Here is a 21,768-nt window from a genome sequence, read left to right as displayed (position 1 = left end):
TGCTCGGCGGCGGGGCTCTCGATGTCAGTGGGCTCTGCCAGAATTGCGGGCGTGAGCAGGGAGGACGGGTCGGCCCCGGGTGAGGAGCCGGCCGCGCCGGAACAGCTGGCGCTGATCCGGGACGCGGTCCGGCGGGCGAACGTGCCCCGGGCCAAGCCGCGGACCTGGCGCGGTGCCGATCTCGCCGACGAGCTGCCCGTGGCCCGCGTCGTGGTCAACAAGGGCGTGCTCCATCTCGACCAGTTCTTCGACTACGCCGTGCCGAAGGAGCTGGACGCCCAGGCGCAGCCCGGGGTCCGGGTCCGGGTCCGGTTCGGGGCCGGCGGCAGCCGGGTGCGGCAGGGCCGCCGTGAGGGCGGTGGGCTGATCGACGGTTTCCTCGTGGAGCGCCGCGCCGAATCGGACTACGGCGGGGCGCTCGCCGCCCTGGCGAACGTGGTCTCCCCGGAGCCCGTGCTCAGCCCGGAGGCGCTGGCACTGGCCCGGGACGTCGCCGACCGGTACGCGGGCTCGCTGGCCGATGTGCTCCAGCTCGCGGTGCCGCCGCGCAATGCCAGGGCCGAGGGCCGGCCCTCGGCGCCCGCGCTGCCGCCGCCCCCGCCGCCGGACCCGGAGTCCTGGCGGCGGTACACCAGCGGGCCGGAGTTCCTGCGGGCCCTAGCGGCCGGCGGGAGCCCGCGCGCGGCCTGGACGGCGCTGCCGGGGCCCCACTGGCCCGAGGAGCTGGCCCGGGCCGTGGTGGCCGCCCTGGCGTCCGGCCGGGGCGCGCTCGTCGTCGTTCCCGACGGGCGCCGGGTGGCCCGGATCGACGAGGCGCTGACCGCGCTGATGGGGTCCGGGCGGCATGCCGTGCTGACCGCCGAATCCGGCCCCGAGAAGCGGTACGGGCAATGGCTCGCCGTGCGCCGGGGCTCCGTCCGCGCCGTCGTCGGCACCCGCGCCGCGATGTTCGCGCCGGTACGGGACCTGGGCCTGGTCGCCGTCTGGGACGACGGCGACCCCAGCCACAGCGACGACCACGCCCCCTTCCCCCATGTCCGCGAGGTGCTGGAACTCCGCTCCCGCAACGAGTCCTGCGGCTTTCTGCTGGGCGCCCTGAGCTGCACGGTGGAGGCGGCCCAGCTCGTCGGCAGCGGCTGGGCCCGGCCGCTGCGGGCCCCCAGGGAACAGGTCAGGGCCGCCGCGCCCCGGATCCGCACGGTCGGGGACGAACAGCTGGGGCGGGACGGCGCGGCGCGGGCCGCCCGGCTCCCGACGCTGGCATGGGAGACCGTGCGGGACGGACTGAAGGACGGCCCGGTGCTGGTCCAGGTCCCCCGCCGGGGGTACGTGCCCCGGCTGGCATGCGAGCGGTGCCGTACGCCCGCCCGGTGCGACCACTGCTCCGGCCCGCTCCAGGCCCCCGACGAACGGGCGCTGTGCTGCGGCTGGTGCGGCCGGGAGGCCACCGGCCGGCACTGCCCCGCCTGCGGCGGCACGCGGCTGCGGGCCTCGGTGGTCGGGGCCCGGCGGACCGCGGAGGAGCTGGGGCGGACGTTCCCCGCGGTGCCGGTGCGCACCTCGGGCCGCGACCACGTACTGGACTCGGTGCCCGGACGGCCCGCCCTCGTGGTGAGCACGCCCGGGGCCGAGCCGGTCGCCGAGGGCGGCTATGCGGCGGCGCTGCTGCTGGACGGCTGGGCCATGCTCGGCCGCCCCGATCTGCGGTCGTCCGAGGAGGCGCTGCGGCGCTGGACGGACGCGGCGGCGCTGGTGCGGGGCGGGCCCGAGGGCGGTGCGGTGGTCATCGTCGCGGAGCCGACACTCCGGCCCGTCCAGGCCCTGGTGCGCTGGGATCCGGTGGGCCATGCGGAGCGGGAGCTGGCGGACCGCGCGGAGCTGGGGTTCCCGCCGGTGTCCCGGATGGCGGCGGTGACGGGCCGGACGGACACGGTCGCCGCGTTTGTGGCCGGTGCCGGGCTGCCGCCCGAGACGGAGGTCCTCGGGCCGGTGCCGCTGCCCGAGCCCCCGCCGGGGCGGCCGAGGCGTCCGGGCGACCCCCCGGTCGGGGAGCTGTGGTCACGGGCGCTGCTGCGGGTGCCGCCGGGGAGCGGGGCGGCCCTGGCGCGGGCCCTGAAGGCGGCCAAGGCGGCACGGACGACGCGTGGGGGCACGGACCAAGTACGGATCCGTATCGACCCCCTGGACATCGGCTAGCCGCATCCCGCGGTGCCCCGCCGACCCCGGGGGGCGCCCAGCCCAACGGGGGCTGTCGTCCGGCTCCCCCTGGTCCGTGGCTTGTCGCGCAGTTCCTCCCCCTGCGCCTGGCGGCGTGGGGGGACCCCCAGCCACGCCCGGCGGCGTAGGGGGAACCCCAGCGCCCCTTTCCGGCCTCCCCGCCCCGACACGTGCAGGAGCCGCACGCGCCGAAGGCCTGGGGCAGGAGTACCCAGGGGCGCGGGGAACCGCGCGAGAACCAGCTGCGGTCTGTGGCCGGGGGCAGACCTTGCTGCGCCGGGCGCCCCCCCGTTACCGGGCTCGGGAAGGGGGGCCCGGGCGCTGGAGGTCCCCCACGCCGCCAGGCGTAGCCGGGGATCCCCCCATGCCCTTGGGCACAGGGGGCGGAACTGCGCGACAGCCACAGACCGGCGGTAGGCGGGCAGCAACATCCGCAGGGCTGGGCGCTCCCCGTGGCCGGGGGTCAGCCGTTGCGGGGGCCGGGGAACGCACCCGGGCGTGGTTCGGGTGCCGGGGTCGCCGGGGGCTGCGGCGGCATGCTCCGGGCCGCCGGGACCGACGCGGACGCGGGCAGCGCGGCCGGGGCCGGGAAGGGGTGCGGCTGCTGCTCCGGATCCGCCCCGACCGCGGTGGGTGCCGAGCGCCGGGCGCCGTACCGCCGGTGGACGGCCTGCTTGGTGACCCCGAGCGCCGAACCGACCGCGTCCCAGGAGAAACCCAGCGAGCGGTCGAAGTCGACCGCGGCCGTCACCAGGGTCTCGACGCTGTCCCGCAGCTCCTGCGCGAGGCGGACGGTGGGCGCCGGGGCCCTGCCGTAGACGACGAAGCCCGTGGAGGGACCGGTGCGGCGCGGGCGGTACACATTGCCGAGCTGGGCGGTGAGTGTGCGCAACGCGTCCACCTGCCGGCGGACCCGTTCGATGTCCCGCACCAACAGGTGCAGGCTTGCCCTGGCTTGGGCGTCGTGGGTTGCGTGGTCGGCCATCGGGAAGCCTCTCGAACCGGCGTGGAAAAGGATCCGGGCCGCCTGGGCCGTGTCGTCAAAATCCCGCCCGGCCCGCGACGCCCGGCCCGCACACTCGCTGCGCTGCCGGGATGCCCCTCGTACGTCCCGTACGAGGAAAACCCCTCCGCCTTGCGAGTGCCGGGCCGGGGAGCCGCAGGCCCCGCCCTTCGGGCGGACGGCGCCATTTTGACGACACGGCCCAGGGGAGCGGCCCGCGTCGGCCGATCCCCGGCGACCGCGTGAGCCGTCCCCCCGGAGATCGGTCAATCTGTCTTGACCAACGCCGTACCCGCCGTTGTGGTCACGCTGCGGGGGCGTAAGCGCATACCGTCCCGGCGCACGGGCTCCCGTACGCCCCCCGGTCCGGCCCCGGAAACCTGCACCGCCGGGAGCCGCGCTGCGCCCGGCGGCGCCGCCCGGCCCGTGAGCCCGGCGCGGTCCACCGGACGACCTAGACTGGTGCGCCGCCCGTGCCGTATCCGTACCTCCGCACTCACCCGTACAGCCGAGAGGCAGTCAGCCACCCATGAAGCTCGTCTTCGCCGGCACCCCCGAGGTCGCCGTCCCCGCCCTGGACGCCCTGATCGCCTCCGACCGACACGAGGTCGCCGCGGTGATCACCCGGCCCGACGCCCCCGCCGGGCGCGGCCGGAAGCTGGTGGCCAGCCCGGTCGCCCAGCGCGCCGAGGAGGCCGGGATCGAAGTCCTCAAGCCCGCCAAGCCGCGTGACGAGGACTTCCTGGCCAGGCTGCGGGAGATCGGGCCCGACTGCTGCCCGGTCGTCGCCTACGGCGCGCTGCTGCCGAGGGTTGCGCTCGACGTTCCGGCGCGCGGCTGGGTCAATCTGCATTTCTCGCTGCTGCCCGCGTGGCGCGGCGCCGCCCCCGTCCAGCACGCGGTGATCGCCGGTGACGAGGTGACGGGCGCCGCGACCTTCCTCATCGAGGAGGGCCTGGACTCCGGGCCGGTCTACGGAGTGGTGACGGAGCTGGTCCGGCCCGCCGACACCAGTGGCGATCTGCTGACCCGGCTGGCCTTCGCCGGGGCGGGACTGCTGGCTGCCACGATGGACGGTATCGAGGACGGCACCCTGACCGCGGTCCCGCAGCCCGCGGACGGTGTCTCGCTGGCGCCGAAGCTCACCGTCGACGACGCCCGGGTCGACTGGCGCGCCCCCGCGCTCCGCGTCGACCGGCTGGTCCGCGGCTGTACCCCCGCGCCCGGGGCGTGGACGGTCTTCCGCGGCGAGCGGCTGAAGCTGGTCTCGGTGGCGCTCGACCCGGCGCGCACCGATCTGGCCCCCGGCGAGCTGGCCGTGGGCAAGAACGACGTCCGGACCGGCACCGGCTCGCACGCCGTGGAGCTGCTCTGGGTCCAGCCGCAGGGCAAGAAGCCGATGCGGGCCGCGGACTGGGCGCGCGGTGTACGGATCACCCCGGGCGAACGCCTCGGCGCCGACGCGGGCTGACCCCGCCCGGGGCCGCGTCCGGGGGCCCGGCGGCCCGGCCGCCGGGCCGGACGTAACCTGGGAGCGAACCCGACTGATCAGATACCGCGGAGCACCTTTGAACGACCAGGCACGCCCCCAGGGGGCTCGCCGGCCCCGTCCCCCCAAGCCGCACCGGCGCCCGGTGAAGGATCCCGTCCGGATCCTCGCCTTCGACGCCCTGCGGGCCGTCGACGAACGGGACGCCTACGCGAACCTCGTCCTCCCGCCGCTGCTGCGCAAGGCCCGCGAGAACGACGGCTTCGACGACCGGGACGCGGCCCTGGCGACCGAACTGGTCTACGGGACGCTCCGCCGCCAGGGCACGTACGACGCGATCATCGCCGCCTGCGTCGACCGGCCGCTGCGCGAGGTCGACCCGCCCGTCCTCGATGTGCTGGCCCTCGGTGCCCACCAGCTGCTGGGCACCAGGATCCCCACCCATGCCGCGGTCTCGGCGAGTGTGGAGCTGGCCCGGGTGGTGCTGGGCGACGGCCGGGCGAAGTTCGTCAACGCCGTCCTGAGGAAGATCTCCCGCGACGATCTGGAGACCTGGATCCAGCGGGTGGCGCCGCCGTACGACGAGGACCCCGAGGACCATCTGGCCGTCGTGCACTCGCACCCCCGGTGGATCGTCTCGGCCCTGTGGGACGCCCTCGGCGGCCCGCGCGCGGGCATCGAGGAGCTGCTGGCCGCCGACAACGAACGGCCCGGGGTGACGCTGGTCGCCAGGCCCGGCCGGGCCGCCCCCGCCGAACTGCTGGAGCTGGACGCGGCCGAGCCGGGCCGCTGGTCGCCGTACGCGGTGCGGATGGCGGACGGCGGCGAACCGGGCGCGGTCCCCGCCGTCCGCGAGGGCCGTGCCGGGGTCCAGGACGAGGGCAGCCAGCTCGTCGCGCTCGCCCTCGCCGGCGCCCCGCTCGACGGCCCCGACAGCCGCTGGCTGGACGGCTGCGCCGGACCCGGCGGCAAAGCGGCCCTGCTGGCCGCGCTGGCGGCGGAGCGCGGTGCGTCCCTGCTGGCCGCCGAGAAGCAGCCGCACCGCGCCGGGCTGGTCGCCCGGGCGCTGGCGGGGAACCCCGGCCCGTACCAGGTCGTGACCGCCGACGGCACCCGCCCGCCGTGGCGGCCCGGCAGCTTCGACCGGGTGCTGGTCGACGTTCCGTGCTCGGGTCTCGGTGCCCTGCGGCGCCGCCCGGAGTCCCGCTGGCGCCGCCGGCCCGAGGACGTCGAGGGCTTCGCGACGCTCCAGCGGTCCCTGCTGCGGGAGGCCCTGAAGGCCGTCCGGGTCGGCGGAGTCGTCGGCTACGCGACCTGCTCGCCGCATCTCGCGGAGACCCGGATCGTGGTCGACGACGTACTGCGCGGCCGCGGCGGTGAAGCTCCGGCCGGTGCGGAGTGGATCGACGCCAGGCCGCTGATGCCGGACCTCCCCGGCCTCGGGGACGGCCCGGACGTCCAGCTCTGGCCCCACCGGCACGGTACGGACGCCATGTATCTGGCGCTGCTGCGGCGTACCGCCTGACGGGCAGCGCCGGGGGTGCCGGGACCCCGGCCCGTACGGACACCGAAAGGATCCGGACGGCCCGGGGCCCCCGGCCCGCCGCCGTCCTGCCGGACTTGCCGGGAATGCGATGGCCGGAAGTGCTCTTTCCGTACCGGAGGGCGGACGGAGGCGGGGAACCACCCCGGTCCATGGCAGGCTTGGCCCATGGCCGTACAGATCAGTCCCAGTATTCTCTCCGCCGACTTCGCCCGACTGGCCGAGGAGGCGAAGGCCGTGGGGGGCCCCGGCGGCGCCGACTGGCTCCATGTCGATGTGATGGACAACCACTTCGTGCCGAACCTGACGCTGGGCGTCCCGGTCGTGGAGTCGCTCAGCCGCGCCACCGACACCCCCCTGGACTGCCATCTGATGATCGAGGACCCCGACCGCTGGGCGCCGCAGTACGTGGAGGCCGGAGCGGGTTCGGTGACGTTCCATGTGGAGGCGGCGGCCGCGCCGGTCCGGCTGGCCAGGGAGATCAGGGCCAAGGGGGCCAGGGCGTCGATGGCGCTCAAACCGGCCACCCCGATCGAACCGTACGAGGACCTGCTCCCCGAACTGGACATGCTGCTGATCATGACGGTGGAGCCGGGCTTCGGCGGCCAGGCCTTCCTGGACATCATGCTGCCCAAGATCCGCCGTACCCGGGAGCTGATCGCCAAGCACGGCCTGGAGCTGTGGCTCCAGGTCGACGGCGGGGTCGCCGCCTCGACCATCGAGCGGTGCGCGGAAGCCGGTGCCGATGTGTTCGTCGCGGGCTCCGCGGTGTACGGCGCCGAGGACCCGGCCGCCGCGATCCGCGCGCTGCGCGGAGCGGCCGAACAGACCGTCGCCACGGCGGGCTGGGCCTGCGCACACTGACCTGGAGGCGTCGGGGCGGGGCCGCCGGCCCCGCCGGGGACGTACCACCCGGCCCGGAAGGTCACCACGGGCGACCACCGGACCACATGGAGATGAACTCGGCCCGACCGGGCCGATCGACAGCGGCCGGATCTGACAGGATGACGGATCCGGAGTCTGAACAGGAGTGAGGAGACGCGGTGTCTGCTAGGTCGGCAGGACGGTCTGCCCTGCGGATGGGACCCGCGGAGCTTGTCCAGGCGGCGGCGATGGCCCGCCGGTTCTATCTGGAGGGCAAGTCCAAGATCCAGATCGCGGAGGAGTTCGGCGTCAGCCGCTTCAAGGTCGCACGGGTCCTGGAGACCGCGCTGGAACGGGATCTCGTCCGGATCGAGATCAGGGTCCCGGCCGAACTGGACGCCGAGCGTTCCGACGCGCTGCGGGCCCGGTTCGGGCTGCGGCACGCCGTGGTCGTCGAATCCCCGGCGGAGGCCGACGAATCGCCCGATCCGGAGAATCTGGGCGAGGTCGCGGCGGATCTGCTGGGCGAGCTGGTGGCCGAAGGGGACGTCCTGGGCCTGGCCTGGGGCCGCTCCACGATCCATATGGCCGCGGCCCTCGACAAGCTGCCGCCGTGCACCGTCGTCCAGCTCACCGGGGTGTACGACGCGGGGACCGCGGAACGCGGCTCCGTCGAGGCGGTCCGCCGGGCCGCCCAGGTCTCGGGCGGCGACGCCCACCCCATCTACGCACCGATGCTGCTGCCGGACGCCGCGACGGCTGCCGCGCTGCGCCACCAGACCGGGATCGCGCGGGCCTTCGACTACTTCGACAAGGTCACGGTGGCCGCCGTCTCCATCGGCTCCTGGGAGGCGGGCATCTCCACCGTCCACGACATGCTCTCGGACGAGGAGCGGGCCCGCTACGCCTCCTACGGCGTCGCGGCGGAGATGTCCGCGCATCTCTTCGACCGCGACGGCCGCCGGGTCGGCCGCGATCTCGGCGAGCGGTGCATCACCGTCGAGGCGGACCGGCTGCGCCGGATCCCCGAGGTCGTCGCCATCGCCGGAGGGCAGCGCAAGGCCGAGGCGATCGGCGCCGTACTCCGGTCCGGTCTGGTGACCAGCCTGGTCACCGACACGGCGGCGGCCGATCTGCTGCTGACCTCGCCGCCCGGACTGCGCCCGGCGCTGGAGCGCGCCGACCCCGACGCCTGAGGGGTCCGTGGTCCCGGGCAGTCGAGCCCGGGACCGCGGAATCGTATCTGCGGGGTCCGGCGGCCGGATTCGCCGTTCCGGACCCGGTTCAGGGCTGCTGCGGGCGGGGGAGGATCTGCCGGGCCAGTTCGTCACGGAGCCCGAAGCGGTGCCATTCGCGGGGATAGCCCAGCGACACCTCCTCGAATGGCACCCCGTCGTACACCGTGCTGCGGGGGATGTGCAGATGGCCGTAGACGACCGCCCGGACGTCGAAACGGGTGTGCCAGTCGGCGGTTCTGACCGTGCCGCACCACTGGGCGAACTCCTGGTAGGTCATGACCTCCGTCGGCGTCCGCACCAGCGGCCAGTGGTTGACCATGACCAGCGGGAGATCACCCGCGACCTCGTCGAGCCTGCGCTCGGTCTCCTCGATCCGGGCGGCGCACCACTCGGCCCGGCCCGGGTAGGGGTCCGGATGGAGATAGAACTCGTCGGTGCAGACGATCCCGGCTTCGTGGGCCGCGGCCAGCGACTCCTCGACCGTTGTCGTCCCCGGGGTCAGGAAGCTGTAGTCGTACAGCAGGAACATCGGGGCGATCCGCACCGGCCCGCCGGCGCCCGTCCAGACCGGCCAGGGGTCCTCCGGGGTGAGCACGCCGATCCGGCGGCACAGCTCCACCAGGGCCCGGTACCGCGCCACCCCGCGCAGCGGACTGGTCTCCTTCTTGACCGTCCACAGCTCATGGTTGCCCGGCACCCAGATCACCCGGGCGAACCGCTCCGCCAGCAGGCCGAGGGCCCACTCGATATCGGCCATCAGCTCCCCGACGTCCCCGGCCACGATCAGCCAGTCGTCGGGCGAGTTCGGCTTGAGCCCCGCCACGATGTCGCGGTTCTCGTCGTAGGAGATATGCAGGTCGCTGATCGCCCTCAACGCTCCGTCGGTCTTCGCCACGTCCGCCAGCCTAACCGCAACCCTCCGCGACCGGCCGGGTACACGAGCCGCCGGCGGCATCACCGGGCGGCAGGCCGGGCAGGCTGGGCAGGGCGGCCGGGGACCGCCGGAGGTGCGGAACATCGCTGATCTGTTCGATCTCGGGTAACCTTTCGACGTAAGGCAGGCCCACGGTCCTGCGCACCAGCCCCCGCATCCCCGGGGCCGCCCCCACCGGGGCGACCTTGGAGGAAAACACAGCACGGGGGTTCTTTGTTGTGTCGTTCGTGGGAGTGACCTGCTCCGTTTCGCTTGAAAATGTGAGACTTATGCGTTTTCTTGAGCCCGGTACGGGCCGGCTGACCGCCAGCCCCTCGGTCCCCTACGACCTGACCTACGACGATGTGTTCATGGTGCCCAGGCGCTCGGCCGTCGGTTCCCGCCAGGGTGTGGACCTGTCGTCGAAGGACGGCACGGGCACCACGATCCCCCTGGTCGCAGCGAATATGACGGCGATCGCCGGACGCCGGATGGCGGAGACGCTGGCCCGCCGCGGCGGTCTGGCCGTCATCCCCCAGGACATTCCGATCGAGGTCGTCACCGATGTCGTCTCCTGGGTGAAGTCCCGCCATCTGGTCCTCGACACCCCCATCGTGCTCACCCCGCACCAGACCGTCGCCGACGCCCTCGCGCTGCTGCCCAAGCGGGCCCACGAGGCCGGTGTCGTCGTGGACGAGGACCGCCGGCCGGTCGGTGTCGTCACCGATGCCGACCTCCTCGGCGTCGACCGCTTCACCCAGCTCTCCGAGGTGATGTCCCGCGATCTGGTGGTGCTGGACGCCGATATCGACCCCCGCGAGGCCTTCCACCACCTCGACAACGCCAACCGCCGCTACAGCCCGGCCGTGGACGCCGAAGGCCGTCTCGTCGGCATCCTCACCCGCAAGGGCGCGCTGCGCGCCACCCTCTACACCCCCGCCGTGGACGCCCGGGGCAGGCTGCGGATCGCCGCCGCCGTCGGTATCAACGGCGATGTGGCGGGCAAGGCGAAGCAGCTCCTCGACGCGGGCGTCGACACGCTTGTGGTGGACACCGCCCACGGCCACCAGGAGAGCATGATCGCGGCGGTCCGCGCGGTCCGTTCCCTCGACCCGGAGGTCCCGATCGTCGCGGGCAACATCGTGTCCGCCGAGGGCGTCCGCGACCTCGTCGAGGCGGGCGCCGACATCATCAAGGTCGGAGTCGGTCCCGGTGCCATGTGCACCACCCGCATGATGACCGGCGTCGGTCGGCCGCAGTTCTCCGCCGTTCTGGAGTGCGCCGCCGAGGCCAAGAAGTACGGCAAGCACGTCTGGGCCGACGGCGGGGTGCGCCACCCGCGCGATGTGGCGATGGCCCTGGCCGCCGGTGCCTCCAATGTGATGATCGGCTCCTGGTTCGCCGGTACGTACGAATCGCCCGGCGATCTCCAGCAGACCGCCGACGGGCGGCTCTACAAAGAGTCGTTCGGTATGGCGTCGGCCCGCGCGGTCCGCAACCGGACCAGCGACGAATCCGCGTACGACCGGGCCCGCAAGGCCCTGTTCGAGGAGGGCATCTCCACCTCCCGGATGTTCCTCGACCCGGCCCGTCCGGGCGTCGAGGACCTGGTCGATTCGATCATCGCGGGCGTCCGTTCCTCCTGCACCTACGCGGGCGCCGGCTCCCTGGAGGAGTTCGCCGAGCGGGCGATCGTCGGAGTCCAGAGCGCCGCCGGATACGCGGAGGGCAAGCCGCTCCACGCGAGTTGGAACTGACCTTTCGCCACACCGGCTCCGGCCCCGGGACACCTCCCGGGGCCGGAGCCGTGCCATGGTCCGCGGGACCCGGTGCCCCGGCGCCGGGGCCGTCCGCCGCGCGGTCCGCGCCGCGCCGCCCGGCGGTGTGTTCTACTGCGTTCCACCGCGGTGACGGCAAGATCCGAAAGAGACGGCCTGCCGCCCTGCTCAGGACCGGTCCAGCGAAGAAGAGTGAACCACCCTCCGTGCGACTCAACGATCTCGACGAACGCATCGTCCACGCCCTGGCCGAGGACGCCCGCCGCTCCTACGCCGATATCGGCGCGCAGGTCGGCCTCTCCGCCCCCGCTGTGAAGCGGCGCGTCGACCGGCTGCGCGAGTCCGGGGCCATCACCGGCTTCACGGTACGGGTCGATCCGGGCGCGCTCGGCTGGGAGACCGAGGGGTACATCGAGCTGTACTGCCGCAGCAACACCTCGCCCGAGGCGATCGAACGCGGCCTGGAGCACTACCCCGAAATCGTCTCCGCCTCCACCGTCACCGGCGAGGCCGACGCGATCGTCCAGGTCTTCGCCTCCGACATGCGCCACTTCGAACGGGTGCTGGAGCGGATCGCGGGGGAGCCGTTCGTCGAGCGCACCAAGTCCGTCCTGGTGCTCTCCCCGCTGCTGCGCCGCTACTCCTCGGGCCCGTCCGCCTGACCCTCCGGGCGGCCCCGCGGGCCCCGGTCCGCCGACCCGCGATTACCGTTCCGAAACCCTTGAACCGCCCTCTCCGCGGAGCGGCGGCACCCCGTACGACCTGCGACGACGCCCCCGCACAACGAATCGACGCGACGGGCCGGACAGACGCAACGAATCGCCCGTTCGTACGCAACGGTCGCGCCTTGTCCCGGACGGAGACGGGACCGTACCGTCTCAGAAGACGAAGCGCCCTCGGGCGTTCCCCCGCGAACCGCCCGAGGTCAGCCCATGCCGCCGCTGCGCACCGCCCTGCTCCGGAACTCCGGAACCCTTGGTTCCGTCGAGGCGAACCCGGCTGAGCGGGACCCGGCGGAGCGGGATACGGCTGCGGCCCGTGCGGCGGCCGCGGGCGCCCGGGGCTGATCCCCTACCCCGTCCGGACCCCCTCTCCGTACCCCCGTCCGTACCGCTCGTCTTCGACACCGCAGTCCCGCTGTTCCCGCAAGGAGTCCGTACCCATGACGTCCACGGTGCCCACCGCCGTCCAGCACACCGACGCGCAGCCGCCGATCACCATGTTCGGACCGGACTTCCCCTATGCGTACGACGATTTCCTCGCCCACCCGGCCGGGCTCGGGCAGATCCCGGCCACCGAGCACGGCAGCGAGGTCGCGGTGATCGGCGGCGGGCTCTCCGGGCTCATCACCGCGTACGAGCTGATGAAGATGGGCCTCAAGCCCGTGCTGTACGAGGCCGACCGGATCGGCGGACGGCTGCGGACCGTCGGCTTCGACGGCTGCGACCCGGAGCTGAGCGCCGAGATGGGCGCCATGCGCTTCCCGCCGTCGTCGACCGCGCTCCAGCACTACATCGACCTGGTGGGGCTCACCACCCGGCCCTTCCCCAACCCGCTGGCGCCCGAGACCCCGTCGACCGTGGTCGACCTCAAGGGCACGTCGCACTACGCGCGGACCGTCGACGACCTCCCGCAGATCTACCGCGATGTGATGAACGCGTGGAACGCCTGTCTGGAGGAGGGCGCCGACTTCACCGCCATGAACCGGGCGATGCGGGAGCGGGACGTACCGAAGATCCGGGAGATCTGGGCCCGGCTGGTGGAGAAGCTGGACAACCAGACCTTCTACGGTTTCCTCTGCGCCTCCGAGTCCTTCTCCTCCTTCCGCCACCGGGAGATCTTCGGACAGGTCGGCTTCGGCACCGGCGGCTGGGACACCGACTTCCCCAACTCCATCCTGGAGATCCTCCGGGTCGTCTACTCGGAGGCCGACGACCACCACCGCGGCATCGTCGAGGGGAGCCAGCAGCTGCCGCTGCGGCTCTGGGAGCGGGCGCCGGAGAAGATCGTCCACTGGCCCCAGGGCACCTCCCTGGCCTCCCTCCACGAGGGCGGCGAACACCGCCCGGCCGTGACCCGGCTCAACCGGACCGCGGGCAACCGGATCACCGTCACGGACGCCTCAGGCGATATCCGTACCTACCGGGCGGCGGTCTTCACCGCCCAGTCCTGGATGCTGCTGTCCAAGATCGCCTGTGACGACGAGCTCCTCCCGATCGACCACTGGACCGCCGTCGAGCGCACCCACTACATGGAGTCGTCGAAGCTGTTCGTCCCGGTCGACCGGCCGTTCTGGCTGGACCGGGACCCGGTGACCGGGCGGGACGCGATGTCGATGACGCTCACCGACCGGATGACCCGCGGGACGTACCTCCTGGACGACGGCCCGGACAAGCCGGCCGTCATCTGCCTCTCGTACACCTGGTGCGACGACAGTCTGAAGTGGCTGCCGCTCTCCGCGAACGAGCGGATGGAGGTGATGCTGAAGTCGCTCGGCGAGATCTACCCGGACGTCGACATCCGCAGCCACATCATCGGCAACCCGGTGACCGTGTCCTGGGAGAACGAGCCGTACTTCATGGGCGCGTTCAAGGCCAATCTGCCCGGCCACTACCGCTACCAGCGGCGGCTGTTCACCCACTTCATGCAGGACCGGCTGCCGGAGGGCCGGCGGGGCATCTTCCTCGCGGGCGACGACATCTCGTGGACCGCGGGCTGGGCCGAGGGCGCCGTGCAGACCGCGCTCAACGCGGTCTGGGGCGTTATGCACCACTTCGGCGGCAGTACCGACGCGTCCAATCCGGGGCCGGGCGATGTGTACGAGGAGATCGCGCCGGTCGAACTGCCGGAGGACTGAGAGACGGTACGGGTACGGCCGGGGTGCCGGAGGGTCCGAGCGCGGACCGGCCGGCCGAGGGACCGGGGCGCGGATGCGTCCCGGTCCCCACCCCGACCGATATGAACCCCGCCGAAGGTGAGGACGCCGATGAGGTGCGGGCGTCGACGGCGCTCGGGAGCTTCCTCGCCCCCGAGGACATCGCCGCGACGGTGGTCCATCGCGCCGGGCCCGGCGGGAGGCTGATCACCGGCACGGAGATCACGGTGGACGCGGGCGTCAACGCCTGACCGGCAGCCGGCCCGGCAGGGTCGGGTTGCGTCCTTGTCCTCCGGATCGGGCGAGTCCGGCGGGATCCGCGAGAGCGGGCCCGGGGTGTGTCCGGTCCGCGAAGGACCGCCGTCCGCAGGCCGGGCGGGACTCTGCGGACACGGCCTACGGCCACGGCGTCAGCAGGCAGCGGCTCACCAGCCCGACGCCCGTGTCCAGGCGTTCGGTGAACTCTCCCGTCAGCCCGGGGAGTTCCCGTACGCCCCACAGCAGTCCGGCCGTGGACCAGGCGGCGTCCCGGGCCCGTTCCAGACTCCAGACGCCGACGAGATGGGTGAGGGGATCGGCGACTTCCAGCAGGTCGGGACCGGGCATCAGATCCTCCCTGATCCGCTCCTCCAGCAGGACCAGCACCTCCCCGATCCGGTCGAAGTCCCGTTCCAGTGCGTCCGGGGCGCAGTCCAGCGCCCGGCAGGTGTCGACCACCGCCAGCGCCAGATCGTGCCCGATATGGGCGTTGATCCCGGCCAGGGCGAACTGGAGCGGCCGTACGCCGGGATGCCGCCGGTACTCGACGAGGGGGCGCCAGCAGGCGGGCGGGCGGTCACCGGACTCCGCCCGTCCGACCGCCGCCAGATAGCGTCCGGCGAAGAGGACCGCGAGCGTGCCGGCAGTCCGCCGGTCGGGGAACTCGCCCCGTGCGATCCGCCGCTCCACCTCCTCCGTCACCGCGAGATAGACGCGGTTGAAGACGGCGACACCGTCCCGGGCGGGCCAGCGGGCGGCCAGCGCCCGCATCCGCTCGGCGATCTCCGCCACACCGACCGCCGCGCTCTGTTCCATCCGGACCATGGCGGCAGCGTCCCAGCCGCCGCGACGGTCCGGAAGGGGGGCGGCCGGGACGTCCCCGGAACGGGCGAACGGTCAGTCGCGGTCGCCGGGCTCCCGCTTTCCGGCCGAGCCGTCGCGCCCGTTGCCCTCGCCGGGGGCCGCGGGATCGGCGGCGGACTCGGAGTCGTAGCTGGAGGTCCCCGAGTCCAGCAGCGGTTCCTCGGTCTTCATATGGGCCGGGGCGAAGGCCCGCAGTACGTGGTAGCCGGTGATGACGACGATCGTGCCGAGCGCGATCCCGCCCAGCTCGAAATCGTCCGTGATCTTCAGCTCGACACCGCCGACGCCGATCACGATGCCCGCGGCGGCCGGGACCAGATTCAGCGGATTCCGCAGATCCACCTTGGCGTTGATCCAGATCTGGGCGCCCAGCAGGCCGATCATTCCGTACAGGATGACGGTGATACCGCCGAGCACACCGCCCGGGATGGCCGCCACGATCGCGCCGAACTTCGGGCAGAGGCCGAAGAGGAGCGCGAAGACGGCCGCGGCCCAGTAGGCGGCCGTGGAGTAGACGCGGGTGGCCGCCATGACGCCGATGTTCTCGGAGTACGTGGTGTTGGGCGGGCCGCCCACCGCGGTGGAGAGCATCGACGCGGCACCGTCCGCCGCGATCGCCGTCCCCAGTTTGTCGTCGAGCGGATCGCCGGTCATCTCACCGACCGCCTTGACATGGCCCGCGTTCTCCGCGATCAGCGCGATGACGACGGGCAGCGCCACCAGGATCGCCGACCATTCGAAGGCGGGGGCGTGGAAGGACGGCAGCCCGACCCAGTCGGCCTTGGCGACCCCCGAGAGGTCCAGCCGCCAGTGGTCCACGGCCGTGCCGCCGCCCATGGGGGAGTTGATCTTGCCGAAGACCCGGTCGAGCACCCAGGAGAGCAGATAGCCGAAGAGGAGGCCGAGGAAGATGGCGATCCGGGAGAAGAAACCGCGCAGACAGACCACGGCGAGCCCGGTGAACAGCATCACCAGCAGGGCCGTCCACTGGTCCTGGGGCCAGTACGTCGTCGCCGTCACCGGGGCCAGATTGAAACCGATGAGCATGACGACGGCACCGGTCACGATCGGGGGCATCGCCGCGTGGATGATCCGCGCGCCGAACCGCTGGACGGCCAGACCGGAGAGGAAGAGCGCGACACCGACGACGAAGACCGCGCCGGTGACGGTGGCGCTGTCCCCGCCGCCCGCCCGGATCGTGGCCGCGACACCGACGAACGAGAGCGAACAGCCGAGGTAGCTGGGGACCCGGCCGCGGGTCGCCAGCAGGAAGATCATGGTGGCGACGCCGGACATCATGATCGCGAGGTTGGGGTCGAGACCCATCAGGACCGGCGCGACGAAGGACGCTCCGAACATCGCCACCACGTGCTGGGCGCCGAGCCCCGCGGTCCGCGGCCACGAGAGCCGTTCGTCGGGGCGTACGACGGCGCCCGGAGCGGGGGTCCGCCCGTCGCCGTGCAGGGTCCAGCGCACGCCGAGGTTCACGGGCGGCTCCACTTCTCACGGATGGTCGGTCAGGAGTGAGCGCCTCAGGGGTCCTGCGGCGATCGGCGCAATGGTAGTGGCACTTTTCGGCCGTCGACCCCTCACGGGTGCCCGGGGCAGCGCCCCGGCGGCCGCCGGAGCCGGCGGGGCCGATACGGCTCCGGCCTCGTACGACCCGGGCGGCAGCCCCGGCGCAGGTGCGGGCGCCGGGGCGGGGGAGGGGCCGGGGAGGAGACCGTACGGCCGAAAAAGCCTCCCCGGCGGGGGCGGGGGCCGGCCGGCGGGTGCCCCGGGCGGCGCTGCGGTGCGTGACCGAAGGGGCCGCCGGGTCGGGCCCCGAAGGCGGAGCAGGCCCCGGACGGGCGGGTGGCAGTGGGCCCGTCCGGGGCCGGTTCAGGGGGCGCCGCCGGTCGGGCGGCGCCGCTTCAGGTGCCGGGCTCGGCCACCGCCGGGCCGTCGGCCGGGGACTTCGCCCCGCCCCTTCCGGCCGGACGCAGCACCCCCGCGCCGACGATCAGACCGAAGGCCAGCACCGTGACCAGCCCGAAGGAGACGACCAGACTGGTCGCGTCGGCGACCGCGCCGAGCGCGGACGGCGCGATCAGGCCGGAGGTGTACGTGATGGTCGCGACGCCCGCGATCGCCTGGGCCGGGCGGGGGCCGCTGTGCCCCGCCGCCGCGAAGGCGAGGGGCACGACGACGGCGACCCCGAGCCCGATGAACGCGAAACCGGTCAGGGCCACCGCCGGATGGGAGGCGGCGACGACCAGCAGTCCGCCCGCGGTGGCCAGCGCGCCGCCGGTCCGGACCGTGGGCACCGCGCCGAACCGGTCCACGATGCGGTCGCCCGCCAGCCGGGCGACGGCCATCGTCAGGGCGAACGCCGTGGTCGAAGCGGCCGCCAGCGCGGGGGAAGCGCCGAGGACGTCCTTCAGGTAGACCGCCGACCAGTCGAGACTCGCCCCCTCCGCGAACACCGCGCAGAACCCGATCGCCCCGATGACCACCGCGGACTTCGGCGGGATCGCGAAGTGCGGCGGCGGCTCGTCGCCGGGCCTGCTCCGTACGTCCAGCACACCCTGGCAGGCCACCAGAGCGAGCACGGTGAGGACCGCGGCGGCGAACGCGTGGTGCACCCGGGCGTCGGTGTCCAGATGCGCGGCGAGCGTCCCGCCCGCCGATCCGATCAGAGCGCCGACGCTCCACATCCCGTGCAGCCCGGACATGACGGACCGCTTCATCCGGTTCTCGACCTCGACGCCGATGGCGTTCATCACCACGTCCGCAGTTCCGGCGGTGGCGCCGTAGACGAAGAGCGCCGCGCACAGCCGGAGCAGATCGGGGGCGAGTGAGGGGAGCGTCAGGGCCAGCGTCCAGAGCGCGAGCAGCCAGCGCAGGGCGTTGCGCGCACCGAGCCGGTGGCTGATCGCCCCGGCGACGGGCATCGCGAGCGACGCGCCGATGGCGGGGAAGGCGAGCGCCAGCCCGAGCTGGCCGGCGCTGAGCCCCGCATGGTCCGCGATCCACGGGATCCGGGTCGCGAAGCTTCCGGTGACCGCTCCGTGCACACAGAAGACCGCGCCCAGGGCGATTCTCGCCCGCCGCACCTGCCCCGGACCGGGATCCCCGGCACCCGCCGCGTACTCCGCCATCTGACCGTGCCCCTCCGTCGTCCCGGTTGCGTTCCGGGTCTCGGCTGTGTCCCGCGTCCTGCCACGGGTGTCCGGATTCCGCCCGGCGGGATCTGGTGCCCGGCGGACTGGGCGTAAACTATCAGGAACCTTGCCTGATAGTTAGCCCTCCTGTCGATCGCATCATTCGCGACCCCGCTCCGGATCTCCCCGGAACGACCGGCCGCCACCCTTCGGCCGGACCCGGAAACCGATCTGGAAGGATTTCGGCATGCCCGCATCCCCGAGCACCGCCCGGGCCATCAACGACCGGCTCGCGCTGGATTTCCTCCAGCGCGAAGGCCCGCTGACGGCCGCGCAGTTGAAGGTCCTCACCGGGCTCTCCCGGCCCACCGTCGCCGATCTCGTCGAACGGCTCCAGGAGTCCGGGCTGATCCGGATCGTCGGCGAGGCCGGTGCCCGGCGCCGCGGCCCCAATGCGCGGGTGTACGGGATCGCGGCGGACCGGGCCCACTTGGCCGCCCTCGACGTCCGTACCCAAGGTGTCTCCCTGGTCGTCGCCGACCTCCTCGGCACCACGCTCGCCGAGGCCTCCCTCCCGATCGCCCGGTCCATGCCCACCGGGCCGGCCGTCGAACGCGCGGCCGCGCTGCTGGAGCGCACGGCCCGGGACGCGGGGGTGACCCGGCTGCACTCGGTGGCCGTCGGCGTCCCCGGGCTGATCGACCCCGGCACGGGTGAACTCCGCGAATCGGGTCTGCCGGGCTGGCACCGCAGTCTGGTCGCCGCGCTCCAGGAGCGGCTGCCCGCGCGGATCGTGCTGGAGAACGAGACCAACCTCGCGGCCGTCGCCGAGCAGCGGTCCGGGGCCGCCCGCGACCGCGACACCTTCGCTTTTCTCTGGCTGGGCCACGGCGTCGGCGCGGCGCTCTCCCTGGACGGACGGATCCGCAAGGGGGCTTCCGGCGGCGCGGGCGAGATCGGCTTCCTGCCCGTGCCCGGTACGGGGGGACTGCCGTCGGCCTCCGGCTGCGACGGGGGATTCCACTCGCTGGCGGGCTCGGCCGCGATCGGCGCGCTCGCCGTCGAGCACGGGCTGACGGCGCCCGCCGACCCGGAGACCGTGGCCTCCGCGGTGGTGGCGGAGGCGGTCGCCGCCGGTGCCGGGCGGGCGGGTGCGGGCGCCTTCCTCGACGCCCTCGCGCACCGGATCGCCCTGGGGGCGGCGGCCGTGACGTCGATCCTGGACCCCGGGTGCGTGGTCCTCGGCGGCGAGGTGGGGCTGGCGGGCGGCGAGGAGCTGGCGCACCGGGTCGCGGCCCGGCTGGCGGCTCTCAACCCCCTGCCGACGGAGGTCCGCCCGGGGGCGCTCGGCGGCAGGGCGATCCTCCACGGCGCCCTGCTGACGGCACGCGACCAGGCCCAGGAGGACCTTTTCGCCTCCGGCGCGTAGGGGGTTTCGGCCGGGTCGGGCCGGATCGGTGAGCGGGGTATGCCTCGCGGGCTCTCCCCCGGGGGGCGCGCCTTCCGGGCGGCCGGGTCCAGGGGCCGTGGACGGCTGACGGCAACGCAGCGGTACTGCCCGGGGGCCCGGCCCGTACCCGGAGGCACCGGGGGAGGGAGTGCCCCGGCGCCTCCGGCGACAGCCGGGGACAAGCTGACCCGGCAGGGTTCGAAAGAGATGACCAGGCGGTCGTACGGGGCCGGAGCCCGCGGCCCCGTACGGACGGGACGGGACCGCTGCCGCGCCTGCGGGACGGAACCCGTCGCCCTGTCCGGGCGGACCGGCGGGCCCGGCGACCGTACGGCAGCGACCGCTCCGGTCGACCTCCCGCTCCGGTGCTTTGCCGCGCGGATCGCCGCCCACGGGATTCCGCCACGGTGGCCGCCTACGGCCGGTCCGCTGTCGTCCCTCCGGTCGGTCCCCGCCTCCGGCCGGTCCGCTGTCGTCGGCCGCCGTGGACCGGGACCCCGGCCGTCGCCCGCGCGGCCCGCCGCCCCTTGCGCCGGGACGGCCGTCAGCGCGTGTGGGTGTGGGCGCGGCGTTCGAGGTAGATACCGGTGAAGACGGCTACCTTCGCCCGCAGCACCCAGGGGTCGAAGGGCTTGCCGATGTAGTCGACCGCGCCCGCCGCGTAACCGCGGGCCGAATGCTCCGGGTCGGCGCCCATGGCCGTCAGGAAGATGATCGGGACGTTGCTGCTGCGGCTGCGCCGCTTGATGTGCGCGGCCGTCTCGTAGCCGTCCATCACCGGCATCTGGACATCCATGATGATCACCGCGAAATCGTCGTGGTCCAGCAGAGCCTTGAGCGCTTCCCGCCCGGACGACACCGCCACCAACTCCTGGTCCAGCGTGGCCAGCACTGCCGTCATCGCCAGCAGATTGTCCTTCTGGTCGTCCACGATCAGCACCCTCGGCAGCGCCCGCCCCACCGGCCCGGCGGGCGGGACCAGCGTGGGCAGCCCGGTGCCGCTCCGGACCTTCTCCATCGCTTCCAACTGGCGCTCCAGCAGTCCGCACCGCTCCTCGGCGCAGTCGCGCTGGAGCCGGGTGGCCGCGAGTTCCTCCGCCAACTGCCCCACCTGCCCTTGCAGCGCCTCGCGCTCCCGGAGCAGCTCGGAGACGTCGGGCGCGGCCTCGGCGAGCCGGTCCGACCGCTCCCGCTCCGCGCTCCACGCCGCCTCCAGCTCACTGATCCGTACCTCCAGATCCGCGATCCGGTGCTGCCGGTCCAGCAGCGCCTCACCGAGGACGTCCCCGCGGACGGAGGAGCGGCGCGAAATCCGGTCGGCGTCGGCGAGCTGCCGCTCCAGCACCTCCATGGCGTGCCGAGGGGAGGGCACGGAGGTGGTCAGCGCCGTGCGGTGCAGTCTGCGCACCAGTTCGATCGCCTCGGGGGTGGCCGCCGTACCGCGGTGCTCCGCGAGATCCGTGAAGAGGTCCGTCACCACCTCCCAGGGCGGCACCCGGGTGCCGTTCAGATAGCGGGAGAACGTGCCCGCGTCGCGCAGCCGCCGGGCCGCGTACCGCCGTACGGACACCTGGAGCGCCTGGAAGAGCCTGCGCAGCTCCAGGGCGAGCGCACGCGCCTCCGGGCTCAGACCGGGGCCCAGCGGCTTCAGCTCAGCCACGCCGGTCACCCCCGTCCGTACCCGCGGCGCCCGCCGGACCGGGTGCCCCCGCCGTGGCGTTCACCCCTGCTGTACCGCTTGCGCCCGCGGCGCCCGGGTGCGGCCCGGGGCCCGGGATCGCGTCCGCCGGGCCGTCCGCCCGGTGCGGCGCCGTCCACGCGCCCCGGTCCTCCAGACCGATGAGCCGGTCGAAGAACGGCACCGCGAGGGCGGTCGCGGCGAGCCCGCACAGCACGCTGCGGGCGGTGTTCTCCCCCGCGACTCCGGCGAGCACCCCCGCGCCCAGCCCGGCGAGAACCGCGAGTAAGAGGATGAGAGTGGCTCTCAGCGACAGCAGCGGGCGCTCCATGGCGTCCTCGTCCTTTCGTCGCCCCGCCGGACCCCCGGCAGGGACGGGCACCTCCTGACGGTCGCCGGAAGGTGAGGGACAGCATGGGGGGCGGGCCGGGCGTTGCGCCGCCCGAACCGCACAA

Annotated in this window: 17 protein-coding genes; 10 read left to right on the top strand and 7 right to left on the bottom strand. The window is 73.8% G+C overall.

The genetic code is table 11. The features are described from left to right. The first annotated feature begins 21 nt into the window (after nt 1-21). The gene (locus tag ACIQ9E_RS13340) at nt 22-2,196 is read left to right on the top strand and encodes a primosomal protein N' (RefSeq protein WP_403706361.1); all 2,175 of its coding nucleotides are present in this window, start codon (nt 22-24) and stop codon (nt 2,194-2,196) included. A 484-nt stretch (nt 2,197-2,680) separates the two neighbouring features. On the opposite strand, the gene ACIQ9E_RS13335 is transcribed toward ACIQ9E_RS13340, so the two are convergent. After that, nucleotides 2,681-3,202, bottom strand: coding sequence for a hypothetical protein (locus tag ACIQ9E_RS13335; protein WP_403706359.1), 522 nt, complete (start codon nt 3,200-3,202; stop codon nt 2,681-2,683). 547 nt (nt 3,203-3,749) lie between these two features. Here ACIQ9E_RS13335 and fmt point away from each other — a divergent pair. The 4 genes from fmt to ACIQ9E_RS13315 all read left to right on the top strand — a co-directional run bounded on the left by fmt (nt 3,750) and on the right by ACIQ9E_RS13315 (nt 8,312). After that, nucleotides 3,750-4,691: a methionyl-tRNA formyltransferase gene (gene fmt / locus ACIQ9E_RS13330; protein ID WP_403706358.1), complete on the top strand. Its 942-nt coding sequence runs from the start codon at nt 3,750-3,752 to the stop codon at nt 4,689-4,691. 97 nt (nt 4,692-4,788) lie between these two features. After that, a complete protein-coding gene (locus ACIQ9E_RS13325) occupies nt 4,789-6,234 on the top strand; it encodes an RsmB/NOP family class I SAM-dependent RNA methyltransferase (protein ID WP_403706356.1) in 1,446 nt (481 codons plus the stop codon). A 186-nt stretch (nt 6,235-6,420) separates the two neighbouring features. Beyond that, nucleotides 6,421-7,116, top strand: a complete 696-nt coding sequence (gene rpe / locus ACIQ9E_RS13320) for a ribulose-phosphate 3-epimerase (protein WP_403706354.1) — start codon at nt 6,421-6,423, stop codon at nt 7,114-7,116. A 215-nt stretch (nt 7,117-7,331) separates the two neighbouring features. Continuing rightward, on the top strand, nt 7,332-8,312 hold the full coding sequence (locus ACIQ9E_RS13315) for a sugar-binding transcriptional regulator (protein ID WP_403706813.1): 981 nt from the start codon (nt 7,332-7,334) through the stop codon (nt 8,310-8,312). 88 nt (nt 8,313-8,400) lie between these two features. On the opposite strand, the gene ACIQ9E_RS13310 is transcribed toward ACIQ9E_RS13315, so the two are convergent. Next, nucleotides 8,401-9,249 carry a metallophosphoesterase family protein gene (locus tag ACIQ9E_RS13310; RefSeq protein WP_403706353.1) on the bottom strand — a complete coding sequence of 283 codons (849 nt, stop codon included), beginning with the start codon at nt 9,247-9,249 and terminating at the stop codon, nt 8,401-8,403. A 308-nt stretch (nt 9,250-9,557) separates the two neighbouring features. Between ACIQ9E_RS13310 and ACIQ9E_RS13305 the strand changes: the two genes are divergently transcribed. The 4 genes from ACIQ9E_RS13305 (at nt 9,558) to ACIQ9E_RS13290 (ending at nt 14,171) form a co-directional block, all read left to right on the top strand. Continuing rightward, entirely contained in the window at nt 9,558-11,024 is a 1,467-nt protein-coding gene (locus tag ACIQ9E_RS13305) for a GuaB1 family IMP dehydrogenase-related protein (protein ID WP_403706351.1), read from the top strand. Between the two features lie 227 nt (nt 11,025-11,251). Beyond that, complete coding sequence (locus ACIQ9E_RS13300; protein WP_366261195.1) at nt 11,252-11,707, top strand: Lrp/AsnC family transcriptional regulator; 456 nt, start codon at nt 11,252-11,254, stop codon at nt 11,705-11,707. A gap of 500 nt (nt 11,708-12,207) precedes the next feature. After that, nucleotides 12,208-13,902 carry a flavin monoamine oxidase family protein gene (locus tag ACIQ9E_RS13295; RefSeq protein WP_403706349.1) on the top strand — a complete coding sequence of 565 codons (1,695 nt, stop codon included), beginning with the start codon at nt 12,208-12,210 and terminating at the stop codon, nt 13,900-13,902. Nucleotides 13,903-14,003: 101 nt separating this feature from the next. Further along, the gene (locus ACIQ9E_RS13290; protein ID WP_403706347.1) at nt 14,004-14,171 is read left to right on the top strand and encodes a hypothetical protein; all 168 of its coding nucleotides are present in this window, start codon (nt 14,004-14,006) and stop codon (nt 14,169-14,171) included. A gap of 145 nt (nt 14,172-14,316) precedes the next feature. Here ACIQ9E_RS13290 and ACIQ9E_RS13285 read toward each other — a convergent pair whose 3' ends face one another. The 3 genes from ACIQ9E_RS13285 to ACIQ9E_RS13275 form a co-directional block, all read right to left on the bottom strand. Beyond that, nucleotides 14,317-15,003 (bottom strand): DUF5995 family protein, encoded by a 687-nt coding sequence (locus ACIQ9E_RS13285; protein ID WP_403706345.1) that lies wholly within the window; start codon nt 15,001-15,003, stop codon nt 14,317-14,319. 72 nt (nt 15,004-15,075) lie between these two features. Further along, nucleotides 15,076-16,530, bottom strand: a complete 1,455-nt coding sequence (locus tag ACIQ9E_RS13280) for a uracil-xanthine permease family protein (RefSeq protein ID WP_403706344.1) — start codon at nt 16,528-16,530, stop codon at nt 15,076-15,078. A 425-nt stretch (nt 16,531-16,955) separates the two neighbouring features. Continuing rightward, on the bottom strand, nt 16,956-18,182 hold the full coding sequence (locus ACIQ9E_RS13275) for an MFS transporter (RefSeq protein ID WP_403706343.1): 1,227 nt from the start codon (nt 18,180-18,182) through the stop codon (nt 16,956-16,958). Nucleotides 18,183-18,432: 250 nt separating this feature from the next. On the opposite strand from ACIQ9E_RS13275, the gene ACIQ9E_RS13270 reads away from it, so the two are divergent. Beyond that, entirely contained in the window at nt 18,433-19,614 is a 1,182-nt protein-coding gene (locus ACIQ9E_RS13270; protein ID WP_403706341.1) for an ROK family transcriptional regulator, read from the top strand. 565 nt (nt 19,615-20,179) lie between these two features. On the opposite strand, the gene ACIQ9E_RS13265 is transcribed toward ACIQ9E_RS13270, so the two are convergent. After that, nucleotides 20,180-21,295 carry a response regulator gene (locus ACIQ9E_RS13265; RefSeq protein WP_403706339.1) on the bottom strand — a complete coding sequence of 372 codons (1,116 nt, stop codon included), beginning with the start codon at nt 21,293-21,295 and terminating at the stop codon, nt 20,180-20,182. Continuing rightward, nucleotides 21,288-21,644, bottom strand: a complete 357-nt coding sequence (locus ACIQ9E_RS13260) for a hypothetical protein (RefSeq protein WP_403706337.1) — start codon at nt 21,642-21,644, stop codon at nt 21,288-21,290. The genes ACIQ9E_RS13265 and ACIQ9E_RS13260 overlap by 8 nt, the downstream gene beginning before the upstream one ends. Nucleotides 21,645-21,768 lie beyond the last annotated feature (124 nt).

This window comes from Streptomyces sp. NPDC094448 (assembly GCF_044763775.1).
Lineage (GTDB): Bacteria > Actinomycetota > Actinomycetes > Streptomycetales > Streptomycetaceae > Streptomyces.
Note: the sequence above shows the minus strand (reverse complement) of the source record. Positions and strands in the feature narration are given on the sequence as shown.